This window comes from Plantactinospora sp. CNZ321 (assembly GCF_004217235.1).
Genome location: NZ_SHKQ01000001.1, coordinates 4,350,525 through 4,364,245, shown reverse-complemented (window position 1 = coordinate 4,364,245; position 13,721 = coordinate 4,350,525). Strand labels below are relative to the sequence as shown.

General features: G+C 72.4%; 12 protein-coding genes. 2 read left to right on the top strand and 10 right to left on the bottom strand.

The genetic code is table 11. The features are described 5' to 3' along the window. Nucleotides 1-25: 25 nt before the first annotated feature. The 8 genes from EV371_RS19130 to EV371_RS19095 all read right to left on the bottom strand — a co-directional run bounded on the left by EV371_RS19130 (nt 26) and on the right by EV371_RS19095 (nt 9,323). On the bottom strand, nt 26-925 hold the full coding sequence (locus tag EV371_RS19130; RefSeq protein WP_130463256.1) for an ABC transporter permease subunit: 900 nt from the start codon (nt 923-925) through the stop codon (nt 26-28). Between the two features lie 2 nt (nt 926-927). Beyond that, nucleotides 928-1,872: an ABC transporter permease subunit gene (locus tag EV371_RS19125; RefSeq protein WP_130463255.1), complete on the bottom strand. Its 945-nt coding sequence runs from the start codon at nt 1,870-1,872 to the stop codon at nt 928-930. 25 nt (nt 1,873-1,897) lie between these two features. Next, nucleotides 1,898-3,256, bottom strand: coding sequence for an extracellular solute-binding protein (locus EV371_RS19120; protein WP_130463254.1), 1,359 nt, complete (start codon nt 3,254-3,256; stop codon nt 1,898-1,900). Nucleotides 3,257-3,592: 336 nt separating this feature from the next. Beyond that, nucleotides 3,593-5,443 (bottom strand): ABC transporter ATP-binding protein, encoded by a 1,851-nt coding sequence (locus EV371_RS19115; protein ID WP_486484693.1) that lies wholly within the window; start codon nt 5,441-5,443, stop codon nt 3,593-3,595. Continuing rightward, entirely contained in the window at nt 5,440-7,134 is a 1,695-nt protein-coding gene (locus EV371_RS34420; RefSeq protein ID WP_130463253.1) for an ABC transporter ATP-binding protein, read from the bottom strand. The genes EV371_RS19115 and EV371_RS34420 overlap by 4 nt, the downstream gene beginning before the upstream one ends. A gap of 40 nt (nt 7,135-7,174) precedes the next feature. Then, complete coding sequence (locus EV371_RS19105; protein WP_207230537.1) at nt 7,175-7,756, bottom strand: hypothetical protein; 582 nt, start codon at nt 7,754-7,756, stop codon at nt 7,175-7,177. Between the two features lie 130 nt (nt 7,757-7,886). After that, nucleotides 7,887-8,243 (bottom strand): hypothetical protein, encoded by a 357-nt coding sequence (locus EV371_RS19100; protein WP_130463252.1) that lies wholly within the window; start codon nt 8,241-8,243, stop codon nt 7,887-7,889. A gap of 96 nt (nt 8,244-8,339) precedes the next feature. After that, nucleotides 8,340-9,323: an LLM class flavin-dependent oxidoreductase gene (locus tag EV371_RS19095; RefSeq protein WP_165436736.1), complete on the bottom strand. Its 984-nt coding sequence runs from the start codon at nt 9,321-9,323 to the stop codon at nt 8,340-8,342. A 320-nt stretch (nt 9,324-9,643) separates the two neighbouring features. On the opposite strand from EV371_RS19095, the gene EV371_RS19090 reads away from it, so the two are divergent. Further along, nucleotides 9,644-10,687, top strand: coding sequence for a substrate-binding domain-containing protein (locus EV371_RS19090; RefSeq protein WP_130463250.1), 1,044 nt, complete (start codon nt 9,644-9,646; stop codon nt 10,685-10,687). Nucleotides 10,688-10,792: 105 nt separating this feature from the next. Here the strand turns inward: EV371_RS19090 and EV371_RS19085 are convergent, their stop codons facing one another. After that, on the bottom strand, nt 10,793-11,968 hold the full coding sequence (locus EV371_RS19085) for a low temperature requirement protein A (protein ID WP_165436735.1): 1,176 nt from the start codon (nt 11,966-11,968) through the stop codon (nt 10,793-10,795). 302 nt (nt 11,969-12,270) lie between these two features. Between EV371_RS19085 and EV371_RS33460 the strand changes: the two genes are divergently transcribed. Beyond that, on the top strand, nt 12,271-12,438 hold the full coding sequence (locus EV371_RS33460; RefSeq protein ID WP_165436734.1) for a hypothetical protein: 168 nt from the start codon (nt 12,271-12,273) through the stop codon (nt 12,436-12,438). Between the two features lie 48 nt (nt 12,439-12,486). Here the strand turns inward: EV371_RS33460 and EV371_RS19080 are convergent, their stop codons facing one another. After that, nucleotides 12,487-13,611 (bottom strand): acetate and sugar kinases/Hsc70/actin family protein, encoded by a 1,125-nt coding sequence (locus tag EV371_RS19080; RefSeq protein WP_130463248.1) that lies wholly within the window; start codon nt 13,609-13,611, stop codon nt 12,487-12,489. Nucleotides 13,612-13,721 lie beyond the last annotated feature (110 nt).

Genomic DNA, 13,721 nt, shown 5'->3' with positions numbered 1-13,721 from the left:
CCAACGGTTGTTCTTCGGTACGGTGTCAGCCTTTCAGACCGGTGCCGGCGATGCCCTCGACGATCCGTCTCTGGAAGAGCAGGAAGACCAGGACAAGTGGCAGCGCGCCGAGGATCGCCGACGCCATGGTGTCGGCGTAGCGGATGCCGTAGGTGCCCTGGATCGCGGCGAGGCCGACCGGGATGGTCATCAGTTCCGGGTCGGTGACGGCGAGCAGCGGCCAGAGCAGGTTGTTCCAGCTCCAGACGAAGGTGAAGATCGTCACGGCGGAGACCGCGGGCCGGGACAGCGGCATGACGACCCGACGGTACGTCCGGAGGAAGCCGGCGCCGTCCATCCGGGCGGCCTCGTCGAGGTCCCGGGGGATCCCGTCGAAGAACTGCTTGAAGATGAAGATCGCGATGGCGGTGGGGATCTGTGGCAGCAGCACCGCCCACCAGGTGTTGAGCAGGTGCATGCCGCTCATTTCCCGGAACTGCGGCACGATCAGCACCTGGCTCGGGATCAGCAGGCCGCAGAGCAGGAACCAGTAGACCAGCCGGCGGTACCGGAACCGCAGCCGGGACAGCGCGTACGCCGCCATGCTGGCGGTGAGCACGGTACCGGCCGCGGCCAGCGTCGAGGTGACGAAGCTGGCGAGGTACCAGTTGAGGATGTCGCTCTCGGTCAGCACGGTGCGGTAGGCGGCCAACGTCGGATTCTCGATCCACCAGGTCGGGTCGGTGGTCTCCCCGTTCGGCTTGAGCGAGGTGTCCAGTGCCCAGGCCAGCGGTACCAGCCAGAGCAGCGCGAACGCGACCAGGATCCCGATGCAGCAGCGGTTGAACAGCCGGATCCGTCGGTCCACCGAGTTCGCCAGGGCCGCGCCACCCGCCTCGGTGCGGCGGTCCCGGTCGGTGTCGCGGGTCGATTCGAGCAGCGCCATCGTCACACCTCCGATTCCTGGCGACGGGTCATGACCAGCCATATCACCGAGACCGCCAGCACCAGCAGGAAGAACAGGGTGGACGCGGCGGCGGCGTAGCCGGTCCGGTAGTCGGTGAAGCCGACCTCGTAGACGTACTGCAGCGCCGAGCGGGTGCTGAAGTTCGGGCCGCCATTGGTCATCAGGTACATCTGGTCGAAGACCTTCAGCGAGGCGATCACCTGGAGCACCACCACCAGCGTGGTGGTGCGGGCCAGCAGCGGCAGGGTGATCCGGCGGATCTGCTGCCACGGCCCGGCGCCGTCGATCGCGGACGCCTCGTACAGGTCCCGGGGTACGTCCTGCAGGCCGGCGAGGTACAGCACGAAGTTGAACCCGAGCGTCCACCAGACGGTGCTGATCGCCAGCGAGCCCATTGCCCAGGCCGGGTCGCCGAGCCAGTTTGGCGCGGTGAGGCCCACCGCGTCGACGGTCCGGCTCAGCAGGCCGAGTTCCGGCGTGTAGATCCACAGCCAGATCAGCGCCACCACGGCGGAGGGCAGCACGTACGGCAGGAAGAAGGCCAGCCGGAAGAACCAGCGTCCCCGGCGGGCGCGTTCGGCCAGCAGCGCGAAGACCAGCGCCAGGACGACCAGTGGCGGGGTGGTCAGCAGGGTGAACCAGGCGGTGTGCCAGAGCGCCCACCAGAAGTCGGAGCTGCCCAGCGCCTCGGCGTAGTTGCTCAGGCCGGCGAAGTCGCCGAGCCCGGGCCGGACCATGCTGGTGTGGAAGAAGCTCATCACCAGCCCGTACAGCGCGGGTCCGATGATGAAGAGCAGGTAGAGCGCGAGGAACGGGGCCAGGAAGAACAGCGCCGGCCGGCCGTTCCCGCGCCGCGGGTGCGCTGCCGGTGGTGAACCGGATCCGGCGCCGGTCCGGTCGGGGGAGTGGGTGGTAGTGGTGGCCACGGCATACCTCCTCGATGAGGTCGGGTCACACCGGTGACGGAGTCTGGGCGAGGATGGTCAGCTGTGACCGGATCTGCGCTATCGCGGCCTCGGGGGTGAGCTGGCCGCCCTCCACCGCGCCCACCGCCGCGCCGATCACCCTCTCGAAGTTGGAACCGGAGCCGGAGTACCAGGCGGGCGGGTCGTAGACGGCGGTGTCCGCCGCCGCGGCGTAGCTCGACTGCGGACTGAGCCGGCGGTAGGCGTCGCTCTCGGCGAACGGCAGCCAGGTCGGGACGTGGCCGCCCTCCGCCCAGGTGAGGCTCTGGTCGAGCACGAACCGGACGAAGTGCAGCGCCCGGTCCAGCCGGGCCCGGTCCAGGTCGGGGCGGACCGGCAGTACCAGGGTGTGCGAGTCGGCCTGCACGGCGTGCGGCCCGCCGAAGACGTTCGGTATCAGCGTCATCCCGAACGGCATCTTGGCGGTCTGGAAGGTGCTGATCTCCCATTCGCCGTTCAGGTGGAAGCCGGCCTGCCCGGTGGCGAACATCGCGATCGCGCCCGGGTAGTCGGCGCCGCCCGGGATCAGCCCTTCTTCGACGGTGAGCGCGCGCAGGTAGTCGAGCACCCGGCCCGCCTTGGCATCGTCGAGCACCACCCGGGTGCCGTCGTCGGCCAGGATCTCGCCCTCGAGCTGTGAGTAGAGGGTCTGGAAGAGCCGGAACGGCGAGGCCGGGTCGGAGTTGATGCCGTGCGTGGCGCCGTACCGGCCGGTCACCTGCTTGGCCCGGGCGAGCGCGTCGGCAAACGCCGCCTCGCCGACGATCGGCTTGAGCTGTCCGTCGGAGTCGAGCAGTCCGGCCTGCTGGCAGATGTCGGTGTTGTAGAAGAGGACGAACGGGTGGGTGTCCAGCGGGATCGCGTACGCCCGGCCGTCGACCAGCCCGGCCTGCCAGGCCCGCTGGTTGAACTTCTCCGGTGTCATGCCGTGCCGGGCCAGGTCCTCGGGGCGCAGTTCCTGGAGCAGCCCCGCGTCGACCAGGGTCTTCATCCGGGTGAGGTGCGAGATCGCCACGTCCGGCGGTTCCTCCCCGACCGTGGCCAGGGAGAGCTTGGTGTAGTAGGGGTCGCCCCAGGCCAGGATGATGGCCTTGAGCGGGGTGGCGGGGTGCGCCCGGCGGAAGGCGTCCTGGATCTGCTGCATCCGGACGCCGTCGCCGCCACCGAACAGGTTCCAGTACTCGACGGCGCCCGGCGCCGCCTCGGTCTTCAGCAACCCGGCGCCGAGCGGGGTGGCGCAGCCGGTGAGGGTCGCGGCACCGGCACCGGCGAGCGCGCCGAGCAGTACGCCGCGGCGGCTCAGTGCCGGCCCGGCAGGTCGGTGGGTGGGCGGTGGATCGTGCATGGTTCCCCTCCTGACCGGTGTAGTTCATGAACCGTTTCAGGTATCAATACCGGGGCCGGCGGCACTGGCGGCGCGGGGCTGCGCCGGTGGTGGCTGCCGGAGCGGCCCTATGTTAACGATCACACTGGTCCAGATTGTTGCCGGTCGGGTGGGGGCCGTCAATCCATAGCCGCTGTTTTCCTGACGAAAAACCCGGGTAGCTGTCCCGCCGTCGGTCACCCCGCCGACACCGCCGCGCCGCGGGACGAGCTGACAGATTCTTATCGTTTCAACCGGTACTCGGCCGATGACGACGGCAGCGGCGGCGGCGAGTGGCAGCCCCTCAGCCCTCAGCCCTCAGCGCTCGGCGTCGGCCGTCGGCCCCTGCTGCTCCGGCTGCCGCTGCTCCGGCACCGGGTCTGGGTCTGGGGCTGGCCGGGGCGTCTCCCGGGTGCCGGCCCAGGCGGACCAGAGCGCCGCGTACCGGCCGCCAGCGGCGACCAACTCGTCGTGGGCGCCGACCTCCGCCACCCGGCCGGCGTCCAGCAGGATGACCCGGTCCGCGGCGGCCGCCTGGGTGAGCCGGTGCGCCACCACCAGTCCGGTACGCCCGTCCAGCGCCCGCGCCGCCGCCGTCTCCAACTCCCGTGCGCCGGCACTGCCGGCCTCGGCGGTCGCCTCGTCCAGGATCGCCACCGGCGGGGCCACCAGCACCAGCCGGGCCAGGGCCAACTGCTGGGCCTGCGCCGCCGTCAGCCGGTGCCCGCCGTCGCCGACCACCGTGGCCAGCCCGTCCGGCAGCGCGCGTACCCAGCCCAGCGCGCCGACCCGGTCCAGCGCGGCGAGCAACTCCTCGTCGGTGGCGTCCGGCCCGGCCAGCCGCAGGTCCTCGGCGAGCGGCCCGGCGAAGACGTGCACCTCCTGGCTGATCAGCGCCACCGTCCGCCCGGCCACGGCGGCACCGAGATCCTCGATCGGTACGCCGCCGAGCCGGATGCCGCCGCCGCTGGGCCGGTGGATCCCGGCGATCAGCTTGGCCAGCGTCGTCTTGCCTGCACCGCTCGCCCCGACCAGCGCGACCCGCTCGTTCGGCGCCACGCTGAACGTGACGTCGTGCAGTACGTCGTGCCCCGGCACGTAGGCGTGCCGCAGTTCCTTCGCCTCGATCCCGCCGTCCACCGGCACCGGACGGTGCTCCGCCGGCCGGTGCGCCGGCAACCGGGTGACGCCGACCAGCCGGACCAGGCTGGCGGCGGCCGACTGCGCGTCGTCGACCAGGCTCAGCGCGGAGTTGAGCGGACCGAAGAGGTTGTGGAAGTAGAGGGCGGCGGCGGATGCCGTGCCGACGCTGACCGCGTCCGCCCGCACCAGCAGGAAACCGGTCACCAGTACGGCGGTCAGCCCGACGAACTCGGCGAGGTTGAGTCGGCCGAAGAACCTGGTCATCAACCGGATCCCGCGCAGCGTCAGGTCGACCGCCGCGACGGAACTGCCGGAGACCCGCCGCAGGTGCGGCTCGGTGAGCCGGAACGCGCGTACCGTCCGGGCACCGCCGACGGTGTCCAGCAACCGTTGCTGCTGGGCGCCGTGCGCCACCCGCTGACTGGCGTAGAGCGGCTGCGCCCGGCGGGCGTACCACCGGGCGGTGTGCAGTTGGATCGGCGCCGCGAGCAGCGCGGCGAGCAGGAACCGCCAGTCGAGTACGGCGAGCCCGACCAGGGTCAGGCCGATGGTCAGGCCGGAGCGGGCGAGCTGCGGCAGGGCGGTCCGGACGGCCTCGGCGATCACCGTCACGTCCCCGGTGACCCGCGCGGTCAGGTCGCCGGAACCGGCCCGCTCGACCTGCTCCAGCGGCAGGTCCAGTACCCGTTCGATGAACCGTTCCCGCAGCTCGGCGAGGATGCCCTCGCCGAGCCGGGCGACCTGGGACAGCCCCAGCGCCAGTGAGATCCCCTGGACGACCGCGACCAGCCCGAGTAGCACCGTCGGGGTGGTGATCGCCCCCGGTGGCCGTCCGTCGACGACCAGGTCCACGATCTGCCCGAGCAGCGGCGCGGTGAGCAGCCCGACCGCGGTGGAGCCGACGAGCAGGGCGAGGGCGCGGATGGCGAGGAACCGGCGGGGCCGCAGCAGTTCGGCGAGGGTCTGGCGGACCTGCCGCGCGGTCGCGGTCGGCAGCAGCTCTCGGGCCGGTCGGTCGGCGGTCACCGCAGCACCGAAGCCTGATAGGTGCGGTCCCGGCGGACCAGGTCGGGATGACTGCCCTCGGCCCGCACCGCGCCACCGTCGAGCAACACCACCCGGTCGGTGACCGCGAGCAGCGCTGGACTGGTGGTGACCAGCACGGTGGTCCGGCCCTGCCGAAGCTCCCGCAGCCCGGCCGCGATCCGGGCCTCGGTGGCCGCGTCGACCGCGGTGGTGGGATCGTGCAGGACGAGTATCGCCGGCTCGGCGGCGAGTGCCCGGGCCAGGGCCACCCGCTGGCGCTGCCCGCCGGAGAGCGACCGTCCGCGCTCGGTCAGCAGCGTGTCGACCCCCTGCGGCAGGGTGCGGGCCACCTCGTCCACGTCGGCGGCGGCCAGCGCCCGGCGTACGTCGGACCCGGCCGGAGCCGACGCGGCCACGTTCTCCCGCAGGGTCCCCTCGAACAGGTCGGCGTCGTGCGGCGCGACCAGGATCGCCGCGCGTAACCGTTCGGGGTCCAGGGTGTGCAGCCCGACTCCGTCCAGTTCGACCGTGCCGGCGTCCGGGTCGACGTCCCGACCGAGGCAGCGCAGCAGGTCGTCGGCGACCGCCGGCTCGGTCGCCACGATGCCGACCAGCTCGCCCGGGGCGGCGTGCAGACTGACGCCGCGCAGCGTGCCGTGCCGGACGTCCCGCAGGTCGAGACGGCCGAGTACCGGGGTGTCGGGGGAGCCGTCGCCGGTGGGTGTGGCCGGAGCCGCGCCGAGGACCGAGGCGATCCGGTCGGCGGAGGCGCGACCCTGGGCGAACTCGGCGTTCACCCAGCCGAAGACGGAGAGCGGTCCGAGCAGGAACAGCGCCAGGCCGACCGCCGCGACGAGTTGCCCGACGGTGAGCGCGCCCTGCGCCGCCAGCCGGCCGCCGAGCAGGCCGACGGCGGCCACGAAGAGTCCGGTGATGATCAGCAGGGTGCCGTCGTACCATGCCTGGGCCTGGGCCGCCCGGACCGTGGCGGCCAGGGACTCCCGGCTGGTCCGCCGGTAGCGTCCGGCCGCGGCCGGTGCCGCACCGAGACCCTTGAGTACGCGCAGCCCGGCGACCAGGTCGGCGGCCACCCCGGAGGCGTACGCGGCCCGCTCCTGCTCGGCGTGGCTGCGCCGCTCCAGCGGGCGGCCGAGCCGGTGGGCCAGCCAGAGCAGCAGCGGTGCGCCGATCAGCACCAGCAGCCCGAGGGGCACCGAGACCAGCAGCAGGGCCACGCCGCCGACCAGCAGGCCGGTGGATGCCCCGATCGCGGTGGCGAGGGCCCGGTTGACCGCCCCGACCCGGTCGGCGTCACCGGTGGCGGTGGCGACCAGCGCACCGGGCAGCCGGCCGGTCTCCGCTCCGCCCCGGTGGTCCAGGATCCGCCGGGTGAGCGAGAGCCGGAGCTGGTGCGCGGCCTGCTCGACCGCGCGTTCGCCGGTACGGGCGCCCAGCCGGAAGCTCGTCGACAGCACCGCGAAGACCACGGCCAGTACGCCGATCCAGCCGACCAGGTCGACGACCCCGCCCCGGCCGACGGTCCGGTCGATGACGACGCCGATCAGCACCGGTACGAGTGCCTCGCCGGCCTGGTGACTGGCGCTGAGCCCCGCACTGGCCAGTACGTGCCGGAGCTGGCCGGTGATCGCACCGGTCAGCACCGTACGTGCCGTGAGGCTACCGGTCGGCACGCTCAGGCTCCTCCGCTGGTGAACTGAAGGTTAGGCTAACCTAGCATCCGTCGTCTGGGCCTCGTCGGAGTGCCGGCGTACCCGGATGACCGCTGTATTCGTCCACCCGGCGGAGCATCGCCAGCACCATCGCCGGCAGCATCAGCACATGCCCGGCCATCATCAGGAACTCCCCGCTGACCGCCCCCATCCAGTACGGCGGCAGGAAGAGCAGGAACGGCAGGTACATCGCCGCGCCCATCTCGGCGACCGGAGCCCAGCCGTGTGCGCGGTACCGCATCCAGACGGTCATTGCCAGCGTCATGTTGGTGGCCATCACCAGCGCGCCGATGTCGGGGCGGTCGAGTAGGGGGTTCAGGTCGAGCCCGCTGGCGGCGTCGAGGGCGGTGGCCAGCACCCTCCAGACCGGGCCGAAGAGCAGCATCCCGATGACCATCGCGATGGTCATCTCGGCGAAGTGCCGCAGGAAGTGCCGGACGGGTCGGTGCGGGGGCGTACCGGAGACGTGCGATCGGGTGTCCGCACTGTCGGTGGATTGGCTGTCCGGGACCGTGGCGTCCGGGTCCGTGGTATCCGGGACCGTGGTATCCGGGACCGTGCTGTCCGGTGTCGTGGATGTCATGGTGCGAGGCTCTCGGTGTTGCCGCTCAACCGGCAGACGCGCGACGCACGGTTCGACCATGCGGATCGCGTGGCTGGACCGTGCGTCGCGGAGAGCAAGCCGGCGCGAACGCGACCCGACGGCGTCCGTGTCAGTCGAGCCGGTTTCCGTCCGGATCGGGGTCGACGCCGGAGTCCAGATAGGAGTCGAGGAGATTCGTCGGCGCGCCGGCCTCGATCAGCAGGTCGACGGCGGTGATCGCATACCAGTTGTCGGCGACGGCGTGCATGGCGGCAGCCTGGGCGAGCAGGTCGGGATCGGTGGCGAGATCGGCGAGCTCGGCGAGGGCGGTGTCCCGGCTCAGACCCTCGCGATAGCCACCGGCGTAGTCCGTGGCGAGCCGGTGCACTCGGGCGAGGACGAGTCGGCGGTCGGTGGGCTGGTGGGCTGCGGTGCAGGCGTGGGCGGCGAGGGTGCGGCCGCCGGCCTGGTCTCGGCTGTCGTACACCTCGATATTCTATCGTACATGTGTTCGAATTGTGCTCTCGGCGGGGTGCGACGCAAGTGCCGTCCACAGTGTCTGGATGGGCTATGTATCTGCAGGTCAGCCGTGTCGACGCAGCCGGTCGGCCAGTTCGGCGAAGCGTTCGAGCGCAGCCACGCCGTCCGTCGCGGCCACCTGGAGGGCCAGCACATCCGGGCGGAGCCGGTCGAGCAACCGTGCGCAGAAGTCGAGGAGTTGCCGGGGCTCGCCGACCCGGCGATACCGGGCGAGGATCGCGTCCCGGCCGAGCCGGTCGGCCCGCCGACGCAGCCGGGTCGGGCTCGACGCCACGAGCCGGCCGGGCGTACGCAGTCCGCGCCAGGGCCGCAGTGCCCGCATCGCCTCGTCGTCGCTGTCGGCGAGCACCACGAAGCTGCTCAGCACCACCCTCGGTGGCGTACGCCCCGCCGCTACCGCGGCCGCCCGCGCCACGTCCACCACCTCCCGGCCGGTGCGTTCGGGGTCCTTGACCGAGCTGACCACCCCGTCGGCGAGCCGACCGGCGGTGGCCGCCGAGCGGGGACCGGCCGCCGCCAGGTGCACCGGTACGCCGGTCAGCGGTGGACTGTGCAGCCGGATCGACGAGACCGGATAGAACGCCGCATCGGGCTGCCGGACGGTCTCGCCGGCGAGCAGCGGCCGGAGCAGCCCGAGCGCCTCGGTCATCCTGGCCAGCCGCTCCGGGTACGGCGGAAACCGGCCCAGCGGCGCCTCGTTGATGCCCTCCCCGGTGCCGACCCCGAGTTCGAACCGGCCGCCGGAGAGCCGGTCGAGCGTGGCGGCGGCCTGCGCGACCAGCACCGGATGCTGGCGGAACAGCGGGCAGGCCACCGCGGAGACCAGCGTGGCGCGTCGGGTCGCCGTGGCGATCGCGCCCAGCGTGGCCCAACCGTGGCCCGCCGACCCGGCGTCGTCCACCCACGGCTGGAGGTGGTCGGAGACGAGTACCGCGTCGAAGCCGGCCTGCTCGGCCCGGCGGGCCTGGGCCACCAGCCGTTCGGGCTGCCACTCCTCGTGACCGAGGAACCAACCGAACCGGGTCAACGGGCTCCTTCGGAATCGGCGGCACCGTCCCGCGGAGCGGGCGGCAGCGGCGAGGCGGGCAGCATTGGCGGAACCGATGGCGTCGGCGGAGCGGATGGCGCCGGCGGAGCGGGCGGCACCGGAACCGTCGATGGTCGAACCGGTGGCGGTACCGACCGGACGGACGGGGCCGAAAGCGGATCGGCAACCATATCATCATCGATGTAACAGCCTCGGTGAGCGGCGTGTCGGCGTGGTGTACCGGCCGGCGCACGACGGTCGGTTCGGCAGCCGCCTACCCTGACGTCACCGTTGATCGACGCAAGCCCCGGGAGCAGATCATGAGATCCCAGCGCCGCGACCCCGGAAGGCCCACATTGAGCGAGGTCGCGGCCCGGGCGGGCGTCGGACGCGGCACCGCCTCCCGGGTGGTCAACAACTCCTCACAGGTCAGCCCGACGGTCCGGGCCGCGGTGTGGGCGGCGGTCCGGGAACTCGGGTACGTGCCCAACCGTGCCGCGCGGGCGCTGGTCACCCAGCGGACCGACTCGGTCGCGCTGGTCATCTCCGAGTCCGGCGAGCGGGCGTTCGGCGAGCCGTTCTTCGCCGGCATCGCCCGCGGGGTCAGCGCCGGGCTGGCCGACACCCCGCTGCAGCTCTGGCTCTCCTGGATCCAGTCGCCGGGCGGACGGGAGAAGATGGAGCAGCAGCTCACCGACCAGCACGTCGACGGGGTGATGCTCATTTCGCTGCATGACGCGGATCCGCTGCCGGGACTGCTGATGGAGCGCGGGCTACCAACCGTCCTCGGTGGACGGCCGGCCCGGATGCTCGGCCCCGGTACCCAGCCGGCGTACTTCGTCGACGTGGACAATGCGGGCGGCGCCCGGCAGGCGGTCGAGTACCTGATCGGGATCGGTCGCCGGGTGGTCGCCACCGTGGCCGGACCCCAGGACATGGGTGCCGGGGTGACCCGGCTGATCGGCTACCGCGAGGCGCTCGACGCGCACGGCCGGCCGGTCTCCGAGGACCTGATCGAGTACGGCGACTTCAGCGCGAACAGCGGCCGGGCGGCGATGCGCCGGCTGCTGGACCGGCGCGGCGACCTGGACGCGGTCTTCGCCGCCTCGGACCTGATGGCGTTGGGGGCGATGCAGGCGCTGCACGAGGCCGGCCGGCGCATTCCGGCGGACGTGGCGGTGGTCGGCTACGAGGACTCGTCGTTGGCGCTGCACGCCAACCCGCCGCTGACCTCGGTGCACCAACCCGTGATCAGGATGGGCACGGAGATGGCCCGGTTGCTGGTGGCGCAGATCCGGGGCGACGAGATCCCCTCGCCGGCCGTCTTCCTGGACACCCACCTGGTCCGCCGGCGGTCGGCCTGACCGGCCGCGTCCAGGATTGACGCCACGTTGGACCAGTCGGTCGTGCCCGGGATCGACACCGGCCGGCCGTGCGGTGGGGGACACCGGTGCCGCCGGGGGAGCGGCTCAACCGGGGTTCTTCGCCGTGCGGGCCACCAGCAGTGTGCTGCGGGCCGCCGCCGTCGCCACCACCAGGGTCGCCAGGGCGGACAGCGTCAGTGGGTTCAGTACCAGCCCGAGTGGGCCGAGCGCGACGAGCGCGAGGAGGGCGGTGAGGTAGGTCCGGGAGCGTACGCCGAGGACCGCGTTCTTGAACAGCAGGAACCCGGCCAGGAAGAGCACCGGGCCACCGAGCACGCCGACGATCACCGCCGGCCTGCTCTCACCGGTCGGGTGGCGCAGCGTGAGGTCGTCCCCGACCGCGGTGACGATGACACCGGCGACCATCGGGATGTGCAGATAGGTGTACGCCGACCGACCGAGCCGGCCCGGCTCCTCGGCCTCGGCGAGCACCCGCCGAGCCGCGTCGGAGCTGCGGTCGAAGTAGATCCACCACAGTGCCACGCTGCCGAGAAAGGCGCTGGACAATGCCGCGAGGGTGGTCCAGCCGTGTCCCAGGGCGTCGAAGACCGTGCCGGTGACCAGGATGGACTTCCCGAGCGCGATGATCACGAAGAGTCGGGCCCGTTCGGCCAGATGTGCCCCGTTGATCGTCCACTCCGCCGGCGTCGACCGGCCCCATTTCGGCACGTGGAAGCCGCCGGCCGCCGCGGTCGTGTCGACGGCCACCGCCGCGACCCAGAGGCCGAGCCTGAGCGGGCCGGCGGCGAACCCGCCGGCCAGCCAGAGCGGCGCGGAGACCGTCCGCCAGACCAGCAGGCGCTGGAAGTTGCGGTGCAGCTCGGACCGACGGGCCAGGGCGGAGGCGACGAAGAGCGACCGCCCCACCGACAGTGCCACGTACGCCGCCGCGAACCAGAGCCCTCGATCCCCGTACGCCTCGGGCAGCGCCGAGGACATCACCAGGCTGATCCCCATCAGCGCGATGAGCAGCACCCGTACCCTGGGTTGGTCCGGATCGAACCAGTTGGTGATCCAGGCCGTGTCCACCCAGGCCCACCAGATGGCGAGCAGCAGCACCGCGGCCCCGGCGACGCCGGCCGGGTGTAGCCGGTGCAGCAGCAACTCGGTCAACTGGGTCACGGCCAGCACGTAGACCACATCGAAGAAGAGTTCGATGGTGGTGACCCGGGCGTCCTCCGGCCCGCGCAGGACGTCCGGTCGGCCGGCCGGGCTGGTCAAACCTGCCTCCACCGAGGGTCGTCCGGCCCGTCGTTCGCGGGCGCTGAACGGTCAATGAGGGGCAATCGCCATATTACCGGCGTTCAGCCTGTAATACTGCTGTATCCGGCGAGCGGCGTGATCCGGAGAAGTGGCGCGTCGCCGGTCGGGCCGGCCGGTGGCACCGGGTGCGGACCGGTGGGGTCGTTTGCGGGCCGGTCCGGACGGGGATGCGAAGCACTCGATCGCCGGACCGTTGCCAGTTCTCGTGACACCAGGCTCCCGAGGCCGTACGAGACGGGGGATGCCCCAGCGGAGGAGACATGCCCGTACTTGCCAAGAAGGTCCTCACCTGGCTATTCGTGGGTTTCCTGATCTTCTTCATCGCGTTCCGGCCGGATGGTGCCGCCGAGTTGGTCGAGACGATCGGGGCGGTGTTGATGGCGATCGCCCAGGGGATCGGTGACTTCCTGACCCGGCTGATGGCCTGACCGACCCCGGAGCGCGAGGGAGTCCGGGGCAGCCAGGGGAGTCCCGGGTCAGCGCAGCGCCGCGAGTGTCTCGGCGGCGACCTGGAGGTCCTCCCGGGGCTCGACGACCAGCACCGGTACCCGGGCGCCGGCTGCCGAGACCACGGCGTCGGTTTCCTGGTTGCCGCCCTGCGGCGGGGTGACGCCGAGCAGGCCGAGCCCGGCGCAGACGTCGTGCCGCACCTCGGGCTGGTCCCAGCCGATCTCGCCGGTGAAGACCACGGCGTCCAGCCGGTCCAGGCTGGTGGCGGCGGCCGCCAACTCGCGGCGTACCCGGTGGGCGTAGACCTGCAGCGCCAGCGTCGCCACCGGATCGTCCGGGGCGGCGGCGACCAGGTCGCGGGTGTCGTCGGAGCGGCCGCCGGAGAGGCCGAGCAGTCCGGACCGCGAGTTGAGCCCCTCGGAAAGTTCGGCCAGGCTGAGCCGGTCGTCTTCGAGCAGCCAGAGCAGCATTCCCGGGTCGACCGCCCCGGAACGTTTCGACATCGGGATGCCGTCCAGCGGGGTGAAGCCCATCGAGGTGTCGACGCTGCGGCCGTCCCGGACGGCGCAGACCGAGGCGCCCCCGCCGAGGTGGGCCAGCAGGAGCTGGAGGTCGTCGGCCGGCCGGCCGAGCAGTTCGGCGGTACGGCGCAGCGCGTAGGCGTACGACAGGCCGTGGAAGCCGTACCGGCGCAGCCCCCAGCGCCGGCGCCACGGCGCGGGCAGCGGATAGGTGGCGGCGGCGGCCCGCAGGTGGGCGTGGAAGGCCGTGTCCGGGCAGAGCACCTGGGGTACCTCGGGCAGCCGCTCCCGGATCCGGTCCAGCAGGCGTAACGCGGGCGGCAGGTGCAGCGGGGCCAGCGTGCCCAGCCGGTCGAGTTCGGCCCGGAGCGCGTCGTCCACCCGGGTCGGGGTGCGGACCAGGTCACCGCCGTGCACCAGCCGGTGGCCGACGGCGTCGGGCGGGTCGTGGGCGGCGAGGAAGTCGCGTACCGCCCGGTCCGCCTCAGCCGATCCGGGCGGCTCGGTCCGGGCCAGGCCGTCGGTGACCTCGCCCGCCCGGACGTAGTCGAGCCGGAGACTGGACGAACCCGCGTTGACGGTCAGTACGACCGGGGGGCCGGGTGGCGGTCCGCTCGTCCGGGTCGGCATCCGTGCCTCCTTCGGCCATCCGTCCCGTCGTCTGTCCAGGTGGGGGTGTGTTACCCAGCCCGTCCGGGTCCACGCACCGACAACCTGCCGGTTACGGGCTTCCGAAAACA

Excerpts from the sequence above, each read along its gene's own strand:
- EV371_RS19130 (WP_130463256.1), bottom strand. The coding sequence starts at position 925 with ATGGCGCTGCTCGAATCGACCCGCGACACCGACCGGGACCGCCGCACC.
- EV371_RS19120 (WP_130463254.1), bottom strand. The coding sequence starts at position 3,256 with ATGCACGATCCACCGCCCACCCACCGACCTGCCGGGCCGGCACTGAGC.
- EV371_RS19105 (WP_207230537.1), bottom strand. The coding sequence starts at position 7,756 with ATGACATCCACGACACCGGACAGCACGGTCCCGGATACCACGGTCCCG.
- EV371_RS19090 (WP_130463250.1), top strand. The coding sequence starts at position 9,644 with ATGAGATCCCAGCGCCGCGACCCCGGAAGGCCCACATTGAGCGAGGTC.
- EV371_RS33460 (WP_165436734.1), top strand. The coding sequence starts at position 12,271 with ATGCCCGTACTTGCCAAGAAGGTCCTCACCTGGCTATTCGTGGGTTTC.
- EV371_RS19080 (WP_130463248.1), bottom strand. The coding sequence starts at position 13,611 with ATGCCGACCCGGACGAGCGGACCGCCACCCGGCCCCCCGGTCGTACTG.